9 protein-coding genes are annotated in these 12,886 nt (G+C 66.0%); 4 read left to right on the forward strand and 5 right to left on the reverse strand.

The features are described 5' to 3' along the window. The first annotated feature begins 18 nt into the window (after positions 1–18). The 3 genes from ACLJEU_RS19440 to ACLJEU_RS19450 all read left to right on the forward strand — a co-directional run bounded on the left by ACLJEU_RS19440 (position 19) and on the right by ACLJEU_RS19450 (position 3,539). Positions 19–1,959 carry an amidase family protein gene (locus ACLJEU_RS19440; protein ID WP_414664169.1) on the forward strand — a complete coding sequence of 647 codons (1,941 nt, stop codon included), beginning with the start codon at positions 19–21 and terminating at the stop codon, positions 1,957–1,959. A 166-nt stretch (positions 1,960–2,125) separates the two neighbouring features. Beyond that, the gene (locus ACLJEU_RS19445; RefSeq protein WP_414664170.1) at positions 2,126–2,836 is read left to right on the forward strand and encodes a hypothetical protein; all 711 of its coding nucleotides are present in this window, start codon (positions 2,126–2,128) and stop codon (positions 2,834–2,836) included. Between the two features lie 151 nt (positions 2,837–2,987). Next, positions 2,988–3,539 carry a hypothetical protein gene (locus ACLJEU_RS19450; RefSeq protein ID WP_414664171.1) on the forward strand — a complete coding sequence of 184 codons (552 nt, stop codon included), beginning with the start codon at positions 2,988–2,990 and terminating at the stop codon, positions 3,537–3,539. A 208-nt stretch (positions 3,540–3,747) separates the two neighbouring features. Here the strand turns inward: ACLJEU_RS19450 and ACLJEU_RS19455 are convergent, their stop codons facing one another. From ACLJEU_RS19455 to ACLJEU_RS19475, 5 genes are all read right to left on the reverse strand, one after another. Further along, positions 3,748–6,858, reverse strand: coding sequence for an efflux RND transporter permease subunit (locus ACLJEU_RS19455; RefSeq protein WP_414664172.1), 3,111 nt, complete (start codon positions 6,856–6,858; stop codon positions 3,748–3,750). Between the two features lie 5 nt (positions 6,859–6,863). Beyond that, positions 6,864–8,042: an efflux RND transporter periplasmic adaptor subunit gene (locus ACLJEU_RS19460; RefSeq protein ID WP_414664173.1), complete on the reverse strand. Its 1,179-nt coding sequence runs from the start codon at positions 8,040–8,042 to the stop codon at positions 6,864–6,866. Position 8,043: 1 nt separating this feature from the next. Continuing rightward, on the reverse strand, positions 8,044–9,645 hold the full coding sequence (locus ACLJEU_RS19465) for an amidase family protein (RefSeq protein WP_414664174.1): 1,602 nt from the start codon (positions 9,643–9,645) through the stop codon (positions 8,044–8,046). A 14-nt stretch (positions 9,646–9,659) separates the two neighbouring features. Next, positions 9,660–10,877 carry an acetamidase/formamidase family protein gene (locus ACLJEU_RS19470; RefSeq protein WP_414664175.1) on the reverse strand — a complete coding sequence of 406 codons (1,218 nt, stop codon included), beginning with the start codon at positions 10,875–10,877 and terminating at the stop codon, positions 9,660–9,662. Between the two features lie 200 nt (positions 10,878–11,077). Beyond that, positions 11,078–12,142, reverse strand: a complete 1,065-nt coding sequence (locus tag ACLJEU_RS19475; RefSeq protein ID WP_414664176.1) for a purine nucleoside permease — start codon at positions 12,140–12,142, stop codon at positions 11,078–11,080. Positions 12,143–12,223: 81 nt separating this feature from the next. Between ACLJEU_RS19475 and ACLJEU_RS19480 the strand changes: the two genes are divergently transcribed. Then, on the forward strand, positions 12,224–12,745 hold the full coding sequence (locus ACLJEU_RS19480) for a peptidylprolyl isomerase (protein ID WP_414664177.1): 522 nt from the start codon (positions 12,224–12,226) through the stop codon (positions 12,743–12,745). The last annotated feature ends 141 nt before the right edge of the window (positions 12,746–12,886 follow it).

Genomic DNA, 12,886 nt, shown 5'->3' on the forward strand with positions numbered 1-12,886 from the left:
CCATCCTTACACGTTCGGTTGTCGGCGTTCGCAGCGCTGTCGGTGATCGCGCTGAGCGGCGCGAACTTGGCGTTAGCGGCCAACTTCCCTGTCGAGGAAGCGACCATCGAACACATTCACGCCGCGTATCGCGCCGGCCTGACGACCGCACGCGAGGTGACGCAAGCGCACCTGGATCGCATCGCCGCGTACGACCAGCGTGGTCCCGCGCTGGGCGCCATCATCACGGTGAATGCCACCGCGCTCGCGGACGCCGAGGCGCTGGACGTCGCGTACAAAGCCACCGGCCGGCTCGCCGGTCCGCTGCACGGGATTCCCGTCCTGGTGAAGGACAACTACGACGTCGCAGGCGTCCAGACCACCGGAGGCTCAGTCGCATTGATCGGCTGGATACCGGCCAAGGATTCCACCGCGGTCGCCAAACTCCGGGCGGCCGGTGCGATCATTCTCGCCAAGACCACAATGTCGGAATGGGCCCGCGGCGGACTCGACAACATCAACTCCGTGCTCCCGGGCTTTGCGCGCAATCCGTACAATCTGGCGCATGCGACCGGCGGATCCTCCGGCGGCACGGGCTCGGGGCTCGCGGCCAGCTTCGGCGTCGTCGGCCTCGGTTCCGACACCCTCGGTTCCATTCGCAATCCCTCGTCGAACAATGCGCTCGCCGGCCTGCGGCCCAGTTGGGCGCTCGTTTCCCGCGCCGGCATGGTCGGACTTTACGACGCCCGCGACACCGCCGGCCCAATGGCCCGCACGGTCGCGGATCTCGCTCGGTTGCTTGACGTCATCGCCGGCGTCGATCCGGCCGACCCCGCCACGGCGGGTGCCGAGGGCAAAATCCCACCGACCTACACGGCGTCGCTCCAGCCCGGCGCGGCCCGCGGCAAACGCGTCGGCATCCTGCGCCAGGCGTTTCCCGCGAACCGCTCGGATCCACAGGTCGTGGCGTTGTTCGAACAAGCTGCCGCCGACTTGAAGAGGCTCGGCGTCGAGGTCGTCGATTCCTTCGTCGTGCCCGAGTTCGATCAGTTTCCCTCGCAGAGCCATCCACAGAGCGAAGTGCGGGCCGCGCTCGAACGCTATCTCGCGACGACGAGTGCGTCCTTTCCCAAGACCGTGGCCGACGTCGTCAGCGCGAAGAAATTCCACCCGCTGCATGAGAACGGCCTCATCCTCGCGAGCAAAGCGCCCGCGCCGAAGGACGACCCGATCGTGCGCAAACTCGAGGCCGACGAAGTCCGGATGCGGCAGGCCTATCTGGCGGCGATGGACGCAGCGAAGGTCGACGCACTGATTCTGCCGGTTGCGAGTTTTCCGCCGAAGCTCAACGGCGACCGCAACACCACCCCGACCGGCGTCACGACGTGGATCGCATCCAGTCTCCACTGGCCCGCCGCGGTCGTGCCGATGGGCACCACGTACGAAAACCTGCCGTCTGGCCTGCAGATCATCGGGCGGCCATGGAGCGAACCGACGCTCCTCGCGCTGGCCCACGCCTACGAGCAGGCGACGCATCATCGCCGCGCGCCACCGACGACGCCACCGCTGGCGACGTCGTTCGCGGATCAGTTCATCGGGACGTGGCAGTTGGTCCGCATCGACGAGCGCAACGCGGCGACCGGCGTGGTCAAACCCTCCCCGCGCGGGCCCGCCTCCGGCCAACTGGTCTACACGGCAAATGGCCGACTCTCCGTGCAGATCTCCACCAACGATCGCAGTCGCGTTGCCGCCGGCTCGGCCGAGGGGTTCTCGAGCTACTTCGGCCGGTGGGAACTCTCCGTGGGCGAGGGCTGCGTGATTCACCGTCAGGACGGCAATCTCAACGCCGCGCAAGTCGGCCAGGCCGCCAAGCGATATTACAGCTTTGATTCCAGCGGCCATCTTTCCCTCGCCACACCGCCACGTGAACGCGAAGACGGCACGTCAACTGCTACACTGTTCGTCTGGAAAAAACTCTGATTTACCTCTGAAACGCTGTATCCACACTGCGTATTCATGAGGCTGCGTGCGCGCATGAATTCATTTCAGCCATGCGGCGCTTTACTCTCGCGCGCAGAGGAGTAGCAGTGCTTCTGCCCCAAACGAACGTGCGGGGCAAAAGTCCAATCACTCCAATCCCCATCGTATGAAAACCCTGAAATGCATTCTCGCAGCGGGCAGTCTGCTCGCCGCGCTTTCCCCCAGCTTCGCCTCGGTCGAGGTTCAATCGGCCTCGCGCGCTGAAACGTGGTTCAACCAGTATTATCAAAATCCCCGTCCGGACGATTTGCTCACCTCCGTTCACCAGCTGAGCGCCCGCGGCTTCTTCGAACAGCCGGGCAACACGGCGACGGCGATTGGCTTCTTCACCGAAATCTTCTCCACCCACCCGCAGCGCGTCCGCCAGTGGCTCGATCAGACGGCCAGTCTCCCCGAGGCGCACCGTCGGATTCTCGCCGCAGCCGCCTGGCAGGCCGGTCACCCGAAGGGCCTCGAGCTGATGCGGACGTTTTCGGCCAACGACGACAAGGTCGTCCAGATTCAGGTTGCCGACCTCCTCCGCCGCGGTCCGGCCCCCGTGGCTGACACGGTCGTCGTATCCGAATCGTCACTTCGCCTGCAGTGGGGTGCGTTCCTCGCCAGCGGCAATGACCGTCACGTCGTCGCGATGCTCAACGCCCTCGGCACCAACGAGCGCGACCTCACCCTCGCGGTCCGTTACGCGATCGCGCAGAACGCCGCCAGCCACCGCAAGGTCCTCGATATCTGCCGCGCCCAGCTGGATCGCCAGCCGGAAGCCGTGCGCTCGGAAATCCGCGCCGCCCTCAAGGATGTGCCGGCCGGTCCTCGCGCCTGAGCGTTAGCCGCAGTCCGTTGCTTACCCACCGGCCCCTCACGGGGCCGGTTTTTTTGTGCCCACACGGTTCACGCGAGGCACGCCTCACCTGAAATTCGTTCATGCCACGTCTATCTGACCAGTCAGGGCACACTGGTTGCTATAAGGAGCCATGCCAATCGCTCGACCGGGCCGCTCCAGAAAGGGTCTGTTCGTCGCCGCTGCGTTGTTCGCCGCGGGACTTCATCCATCAGTCCTCGGTGCCGCCCCCGCCGTGGGAGTAATCCGCAACGCCGCCTGGTCACCGGGCGACACGTCGCGGGAGGGCGCTGGTGAGTTCAGCGTTCTCCTGCAGATGGCGCAGCTCCAGCAGTCCGGCAATCGTGCCGGCCTGCTCGGGGTCGGTGCACCGCACGGTGTCTTCGCACCCGGCACCGAACGCGCGCTGCGCTTCGCCGTGTTGAGCGGCCTGCCGGTGGTCAAACTGGCGCCCGGGGGCGACGTCGCCGCCTGCCCGGACGAACTCTTCGTCAACGCCGGCACGCTCTCGGAGAACGAAGCGCAACGCGTCCTCGCCGAAGCCCTCGAAGTGCACGGCGCTCCGCCCCGCGCCAGCAACCCGTCGCAGCCGACCGACAAGGAACTCGTCGCCATCCGCGCCCACGTGAAACGGCTGCAGCAGCACTTCACGCTGCCACGGCCGATGATTGTCGCACGGAACTGACTACGCTTCCTCAACCGTGAGTCGGACGAGACCGGGCAAAGTTCGCCCGGTCTTTTTTATATCCTGCCCCATCCTGTCGTCGGAGCTCAAGGGAGTGTCCGAGTGAATTGTGGCGACCGAATGCCGCGGTTACCGTCCGGCCCCTCGCTGGCGCTCGGAGCCACAACTGACCAGCGTCCGAAAGCGAGCGGCGAAACGCTGCACACAATCACTTCGCCAGCTCAGCCGCCGCGAGTCCCTCGGGATGCAGCGGTGCTTCGCGCTTCGGCGCGGCGCGCGGTGAACACATCACGTAGACCGCCGGAATGACATAGATCGCGAGCGCGGTGCCGATCGCGAGGCCGCCAATGACCGCAATGCCCATCGACACCCGACTCTCCGCACCCGCGCCCAACGCGAGCGCAATCGGCACGATGCCGAGAATGGTGGCTAGTGACGTCATGAGGATCGGCCGCAACCGGGCGACCGCGGCTTCCTGCGCCGCGCGCCGGGCGTCGCCGCCACACGCCTCGAGCCGTTGATTCGCGAACTCAACGATGAGGATGCCGTTCTTCGTCACCAATCCGATCAGCATGATGAGGCCAATCTGCGAGAAGATGTTCAACGTCTGGCCGAACCACCACAGCGCCCCGACGGCACCGGCGACCGCGAGCGGGACGGTGAAGAGAATCACGAAGGGCGCGCGGAAACTTTCGAACTGCGCCGCGAGCACGAGATAGATCAACACGAGCGCCAGCGCGAACACCCAGCCGAGCGACGATGAGCTCTCGACGAAATCACGCGCCGCACCGGAGAGCGCCGTCGTGCAACGCTCGTCGAGCGTGAGCGGCGCGGCGGCGCGGAAGACCGCAATGCCCTCGCCCATCGTCCGGCCCGTCGCGAGCGTGCCCGACACCGTCGCGGCGGCATATCGGTTGTACCGATACAACTCGGGCGGAGCGCTGCGTTCCTCGACCGAGACGAGATTGTCCAACCGCACGAGTTCACCGGTCGCAGCGCGGACGGAAAGATTGCCGAGGTCGCCGGGACGGGCCCGGAAGTCGCGCGTCGTCTGACCGATGACCTCGTACTGCTTGCCGCTGAGAATGAAATAGCCGAACCGCTGGCCGCTCAGCGTGGCCTGCAGGGTCTGCGCGATGTCGAGCGCACTCACGCCGAGCGTCTGCGCCTTGTCACGGTTGATGCTCAACCGCAGCTCGGGCTTGTTGAACTTCAGATCGCTGTCGACAAACGAAAACACCGGGCTCTTCCGCACTTCCTCGAGGAAGCCCGGCAGCTTCTCGCGCAGCACGTCGAGATCAGCCGCCTGAATCACGAACTGCACGCCGCTCACGCCGGCACGGCGCTCACCAATGCTGGCGTCCTGCGTGACATTGACCCGCGCACCGGCAAACTGGCGGGCCAGGGGTTGCAGGACGTCGGCAATCTGCTGCTGCGTGCGCGTGCGCTCCTCCTTGTCGGCGAGAAAGACGCGGATGAAACCGCTGTTCACCACGCCCTGCGCGCCGGGCGCGCCGCCCGAACCCGGCACCTGCGTCATCATCATTGGCGACTCCGGCACCTTGTCGGCCACCGCGATTGCCAGATCGTCCATGAAGGCCGCCATGTAATCGAAGCCCGCGCCCTCGGGTCCCGTGGCGCGAACCCAAATCCGGCCGCGGTCCTCGAGCGGCGACAGTTCGCGCGGCAGCGCCCGCATGCCGTAGCCGATGCCGGCAATCGCCGCGAGCAGCACCACAACCGCCAGCCAACGCTGCCGGAGAAAACCAGCCAGCGAAGTGCCATAACCGCGTTCCAGCGCGGTGAAAAAGGGCTCGGTGACACGAAACAGCCAGCCATGCCCCGCGTGGGCCTTGAGCAACCGCGCGCTCAGCATCGGCGTGAGGGTCAGCGCCACCACCGCCGAAATCAAAACCGCGCCGGCGATCGTCACGCCGAACTCGCGGAACAGCCGTCCGGAGAGACCGCCCATGAAAAGCAGCGGGAGAAACACCACCGCCAGCACGACGGTCGTGGCGACGACCGCGCCGAAGATCTCGCGCGTGCCCTCAACGCCAGCCTGCAGGGGCGGAACGCCGCGTTCGATCTTTGAGTAGATGTTCTCGAGGACGACGATGGCGTCGTCGACGACGAGGCCGATCGCAAGCACCACGCCGAGCAGCGTGAGGACGTTGATCGAGAACCCCGCCGCTTTCATCACCGCAAACGAACCGATGATGGAAACGGGAATCGCCAGGACGGGAATCAGCGTCGTGCGCCATTCGCGGAAGAAGGCGAAGACGACGAGCAGCACGAGCCCGAACGCCACGAGGATGGTTTCCTCCACCTCGAGCAGCGACCGACGCACGTAACGGGTGTTGTCATACGCGACCTCAACCTGCACATCCGCCGGTACCTCGCGTTTGATCTGCTCGAGCCGCCGCGTCAGCTCATCGACGATCTCGATCTGGTTGGCGCCGGGTTGAGTGCGGAAATACAAACCTGCGATCGGCGTGCGCCCGATCTTCAGCGCGCCGCGCTCGTTCAACGCCCCGAGCTCGGCATAGCCGACGTCGCGAAAGCGCACGAGCCGATCCTCGCTGCGGCGGATGACGATGTTGTTGAATTCCTCCGCGGTGTTCAGCCGTGAGAGCGTCTTCACTGGGAGTTCGACGGCTTCGCCCTCGATCCGGCCCGAAGGAAGTTCGACGTTCTCCCGCGTGAGCGCCTGCCGGATGTCGAGCGGCGTCAGCCCGCAGGCCGCGAGCCGATCGGGATCGATCCACAGGCGCATCGCGTAACGCTTCTCCGCCGGCTGATCCACCGCTGCGACACCGGGCACGGTCTGCAGGCGTTCCTTGAGCAGGTCAGCGATGGCCGAGAGTTCGAGCTGCGAGCGCCGCTCGCTGCGAATCGCGAGGCCGAAGATCGGACTCGAGTCGGCATTCGACTTGATGAGGATCGGCGGATTCGCGTCGGGCGGCAGATTGCGCGCCGCGCGTGAAAGCTGGTCGCGAACGTCACTGGCCGCCGTATCCAGATTGGTTTCCAGCGTGAACTCCGCCGTGATCTGGCTCGTGCCTTCTCGGCTCGTCGCCATCAGCGTGCGAATGCCCGCCACCGAATTTACGGCTTCCTCGATCGGCGAGGTGATTTGCGCCTCGACCACCTCGGCCGCCGCACCCGGATAACTCGTGGAGATCGAGAGCGTGGGCGGATCAACCGCCGGGTACTCGCGCACGCCCAGACCCATGAAGCCGATGACGCCGAAGAGCGTGATGAGCAGCGACAGCACGAGCGTCAGCACCGGCCGACGAATGGAAAGAGCCGCGAGATCCATGGGGATTAGTCCGCCTTCGCCGAAGCCCCGGTCGTGGTGGCATCCGCGGGCTTTTTCTTTCCGCCTGCCACGGCCAGAGCAGCGGCCGGCACGGCGAGATCCGCCACCACCACCGGCAGTCCTGCGCGCATCTGTTGCAAGCCCGAGGTGATCACGACGTCACCCGGCTTGAGGCCATCGAGAATGTGCACCGCGGTCTGGCTGCGCGTGCCGGTCTGCACAGTGCGGCGCACGGCCGCGCCGTTGACGATCACGAAGACATTCTTGTCGTTTACGCCGGGAACGACCGCCGCGGCGGGCACCTGGATCGCGTCGGGAATCGATGAGAGCGTGAGCTCGATGTTGGCGAAACCGCCCGGCAGGAGGCGGCCGTCGGGATTGGCGGCCACGGCCCGCAACTGCAGCGTGCGCGTGCCGGTGTCGATGCGCGGCTCAATCGCAATGATGGTACCGATCACCTTCTGCTCCATCCCGGGCACGGTGAACGCAATGGGCGCCGCCTTCGGGACGCGGCCCGCGTAGCGCTCCGGCACCGAGAAATCGATTTTGATGCGATCGAGATTCTGCAGCGTCGCGACGCGCGTGGTGGCGTTCACGAACGCGCCCTCGCTCACGAAACGCAGCCCGACCACGCCGTCGAACGGCGCGCGAATTTCCGTCTTGGCGATCTGCGCCTCGGTCAGCGCCACCTCGGCGCGTTGCACGTTCACTTCGTTCAACGCGCTATCATAGTCCTCCTGCTTCACGCTCGCGCTTTCGAGCAAGCGCGCGAGGCGCCGCTCCTTGAGTTCGGCGAGTTCCTTCCGCCAAGCTGCGCGCTGGAGCGTGGCGCGGAGGTCGGCGTCGTTGAGTTTCACGAGTAGGTCGCCCTTCCGCACGCGGGCGCCCTCGACGATGTGCACCGACACGATCTTGCCGTTGACCTCTGCCTGGAGTTCCACGCCCTCCTCGGCGCGCAGCGTGCCAGTCGAGCTGATGACTTCGGCGAGCGGACCGGGCACGATCGTCACGGCCGACACCCGCAGCGGCGCGGAGGCAGACGAGCCCTTGCCCTTTTCCTTTTTGGTCGCGGCAACGTCCTTCGCCGGTGCGTTCGCGCGCGGCCAGACCTTGATGGCGGCAAACGCACCGCAGCCGAGAACCACGACGCCGACGACGACGGTTTTAGTGGGAAAGCGGCCCATTTCAGTAGTCGAATTTTTCGCCGGCGAGAGGCGGGGTCACGGCAGGCAGCTTGCGGTGCGTCGCCGCCTGTTCGTAGGCGTAGGCGAGACCGATGAGCTTGGCCTCGGTGAAGAGCCGGCCGAAGAATTCGATCCCCAGTGGCATGCCATCGGGCGTGAAGCCGGCGGGGACAATGACCGTCGGGTGCCCGGTCACCGTGCTCAGGCGCGCGGAACCGCCGGCGCGGGTCAATTCGCTGCGTTCGGGCGGGACGACGGCGTTGCCGTTGTCGGGCGCGGCGTCGGCAATCGTCGGCACGGCGCGCAGCCGGTGCGGATAGACGAGCGCGTCGAGCGCGTAGCGATCCATGAGCTCGTTGATCACACGGCGCACGACCTCGCGGCCCTCAAGCCGGGCCAGGTAGTCGGCATTCACATCCATGAAGCCAAACGCGTCGCACTTGATGTAGTTGTCCTTGAGCCGGCCGAGATAGCCGCCGTTCGCGATCAGATCGGTGAGCGTCTTCACCGGAATCGTGGCACCGCGCGTCGCGAAATACGCGTTCAGGCCGTATTTGTATTCCGGATCGCTCATGTTCACGTCGCGCAGCACCGCTTGGAAGTCGGTGCCGGTGGAAACCGGATCGACGAGGATGGCGCCGGCCTTCTTCAAGTCGGCCACGGCGGCGTCGAACACCGCGAGGTTGGCCGTGTAGTCGGCACCGGGCGTGGCGAGATCACGCAGCACGCCGATGCGCGCGCCTTTCAGCGCGTCCTTTTTCAACGCTGAGAGATAACCGCCGGCGGGCTTCTTGCCGGCCGCGCGCTTGGTGGTGAGATCGGCGGGATCCATGCCGGCCATCGCGTGGAGCATGGCGGCGGCGTCGGTGACGTTGCGCGCCATCGGTCCGCCGCGATCGAGGGTGAACGAAATCGGAATGATGCCGTCGCGACTGACCAGGCCCTCGCTCGGCGAGATGCCGACGAGGTTGTTGTTGCTCGACGGGCTGCGGATCGAGGAGCCGGTTTCGGTGCCCGTGCCCATCTGGGCGAACACGGCGGCGACACCCGATCCGGTGCCGGCGCTGGAGCCGCCGGGAATCTTGTCGAGCACGTAGGGATCGAGCGTCTGGCCGCCGAGCGAACTCGTGCCGGTGGAGCCGCGGGCGAACTCATCAAGGTTCGCCTTGGCGAGGATGATTGCGCCGGCGGCGCGCAGGCGCGCCACGGTGAAGGCGTCATCGGGCGCGACTGTGCCCTTGAGCGCACGCGAACCGCCGGTGGTCGGCAGGTCGGCCGTGTCGAAGTTGTCCTTCAGTACAATCGGCACGCCGTGCAACGGACTGCGCGGGCCCTTCGCCTTGCGCTCGGCGTCGAGGGCGCGGGCGGTCTCGAGCGCCTTCGGGTTGAGCGTGATGATCGTGTTGAGCTTGGGGCCGGCCTGATCGTACGCGGCGATGCGCGCCAGATAGAGCTGCGTGAGTTTCTCGGACGTGAGCGCGCCCGCCGTCATGGCGTCCTGCACGTCGAGCACCGTCGCCGTCGCCAGATCAAAGGTTTTCGCGCGCGCCGTCAGGGCACCGAACGCCGCGAGTGCCGCCACCGTCCACCGGGAGAGTTTCATGGGGAGGGAGGCGTTCAGCGCGTGCGGTACCAGTAGGTGTCGAGCTCATCGCGAAAGAGCTTCTTCGGAATCATCGCATGGATGCCGAGCGTGCCGTCGACGACCTGCGTGACGCGGAAGTCGATGCCGATGCTCGCGAGCGCGTACGCCTCGAAGAAATCGTACTTCCGGTATTCCTTCAGGAAATCGACGGTCTGGATCATCGCCATGCGCATGGCCGCATCGAGATCGGGATCGAGGCCGAACGTGAGGAAGTGCGTGGGCGTTTCGGCGCGCGGGGCGGACAGCTTCTTCCCCTTGTGGAGAATGAACTGCAGCGTGCAGACGTTGGCCGTTTCGACGGCGTTGATCGTGATCTCGCCGTCGCCCTGGGCCGCGTGCGAGTCGCCGGTGTAGAAGAGTGCGCCCTTCTGGTAAACGGGCAGATAAAGCGTGGAGCCGGCGATGAGTTCCTTGCAGTCGAGATTGCCGCCGAACGTTCCCGGCGGGCCGGATTTGCGCATCGGTCCCTCGGAGTCGGGCGGACACGTGCCCATCACGCCCATGAACGGCGCGAGCGGCACTTCGGTGCGCGCGTCGAAGATGCAGACGTTGCGTTTGAGATCGATGTGCACGACGCGCGTCCACGGCCGCGGCACGAGATCGGGCAAGGCTCCGCGGCCGGGCGTCGCGCCGACGGTGCCGTAGGGAATGCGCGGCGTGACATCGAGAATGCGCACCTCGAGCGAATCGCCGGGCTCGGCGCCCTCGACCGCGATGGGGCCGACCAGCAGATGACCGCCGCCCGACATCACGGTCCCGGGCGGAGTGTTCGGCGGCGGCGGGAGCCGATGCGTCGATTCCTTCAACACCTTGATCGTTTCCGCGAGCGCCGCATTCGTCTCAATGGTGGTCGCGATGTTGTTTTCCTTGAGCCACTGGTTCGGATTGTCCTCGCGCCAACGCTGACCGCCGCCGCCGTCGATCCGGACCGTGGCGCCCGACTTCACCGTCAGCACCGGCTTCTTCGTCGGCGAGAAGTGTCCGATGATCGCAGTCTCCGGGGTGAACGGCACATGGTGATCGTAGGGGATCTCGATGGCCCGGGCGGGCACGAGGCCGGCAACCGCGAGGGTCGCGAGCGCGATAACCGATCGAGTGGAGACGAAGCCGGCACGGACAACCGCAGGGGCGTCCGTCACCGACGACGCAGTCGCGGCAAACGCGACCGCGCGAGCGCGGGATAAATTCATAGAGCGGGAGTGATTGGCGTTTCCGCAGAAGCGGGAAGCGTGCCAGCGATTCGTCGCGAATCGCCGATCGCTCACTGTCGTAGCCGCGCAAAGGTAAATGTAGGCGGGGTGCCCTCACCCCGCTGAACCGGAATAATGGACGCAACGATTGCGGGGTGAGGGCACCCCGCCTACACTTCTCAAACGCGCCCCGGCTCCACCTACTTCGCCGTCGGCAGCGTGCTTTCGTAGCGCGACCAGTTCTTCACCAGCTCGTGCACCACGCGGCTGCCGACGGCATGCGCGGCTTCGAGCGAAGGCAGGTACGCCGAGTAGCCGGGTCCGAGTTTTTCCCCGCTCAGGCTTTCCGCGGCGTCACCGCCCGGCCACTGCATGTCAAAGTTGCTGGCCGTCCGCAGCACCAGCACGCGGTCCACGTCCACGCGCTTCGCCCGGGCGAGCCAGGTCAGGGACTGCAACGTGCCGGTGTCCTCCATCGCGGTGGTGACGTAGTTGCCCGCGCCTTCCGAATAGTACTTCACCCAGTCGTTGGCCCACTGGTTGAGCAATGCGCCGTGCCAGTAGGTCATCGAGGAGATCGTGTCGCCCTTCATCACGAGCGGCGGCCGCTGCGCGTGAGGGAAACCCTGATACAGCGCGCGACGCTTGCGCATCGGCTCGGTGTCCGCGAGCGGCGTGTCCTTGGTCAGCTGGTACGCCCACTCGACGAGCGACGGTTTCAGCCGGTAGGCCTCGCCTTCGCTGCGATCGACCGGCTGCTCGTACGGTTTCTTTTTCCGCAGCGGAATGTAGCCCGTCTTCCAATCCTTCGGCATTTCGCGGGAATCGATCTCATGGCTGAGATCGCCGTCGACGACCCATTCCGCCCACACCGCCGAGCCCAGGGAGCCGTCGTGCGGATCGATGCCGGCAATGCCAGCGACCAGAAAGTAGCTTTTCGAGAGATCAAACCGCGGATCGAGGCCCAGCGCCATGATCGTGGCGGCACTGCGGGCCGTCCCCACGCCCGTCACAACGCCAAGCACGCTGCCGTCGGCGTTGGTGCGCACGTCGCGATAGCCCTGCGGAAACGGGAGCACGCGCGTGAGCTTTTCCCGCTCGACCCAGAATTGAAATTCGCCGGGCCGATCCCCGGTGTCCTCACCGGCCTCGAACATCGCGACGACGACGACTTTGGGGCGGATGATTTCGGGTGACGCCGCGAACGCCGGCACCGTTGGAAACAGGCTGCTGAGGACGAGAAGGAGGGTTGCGCGCAGGAACATGCGAACCATGTCAGCAGGAGCCGGGCCGGCCGCAAATCGGTTCTTGCCGCGGGCCGGCGCTCGGGTTCGCTGTCCCCTTCCATGAGCACCACCGCCCCCGCCAACGAACACGCTGTGATCAAGACCGCCTACGGCGAAATGACCCTCGCCTTCTGGCCCGACGTCGCGCCGAAGACGGTCGAGAACTTCAAGAAGCTGGCCCGCGAAGGCTTTTACAACGGCACGGCTTTTCACCGCATCATCAAGGGTTTCATGATCCAGGGCGGCTGCCCCAACACCAAGGCAGGTGCCAGCGGCATGCCGGGGACCGGCGATCCGGGTTACAAGGTGAAGGCCGAGTTCAACGCCAAGCCGCACGTGCGCGGCGTGATCTCGATGGCCCGCTCGTCGGCTCCGGATTCGGCCGGCTGCCAGTTCTTCATCTGCCACGGCGACGCCCGCTTCCTCGACAAGCAGTACACCGCGTTCGGCTCGCTCGTGAAGGGTGACGACGTCCTCGAAAAGATTGCCAACGTCCCGACCAAGTCCGGTGGCGGTGGCGAAAAGAGCACGCCGGTCGAACGCATCGCGGTCGAGAGCATCACGATCGTCGCGGCGGCCTGAGCCAGGCACGTTTCGCGGCACACCTCAGCGGTAGCTGCGAGCGTCAGCCTACGGCGCTTGGTCACGCGGCCACTCGCTGGCGCTCGTAGCCACGGAATGTCGCCACCGTTAATTGAAAGCGGGCCTTGAGCCCGCTTTCTT

The sequence above is a fragment of the Terrisphaera buseokensis genome (assembly GCF_047521145.2).
GTDB lineage: Bacteria > Verrucomicrobiota > Verrucomicrobiia > Opitutales > Opitutaceae > ER46.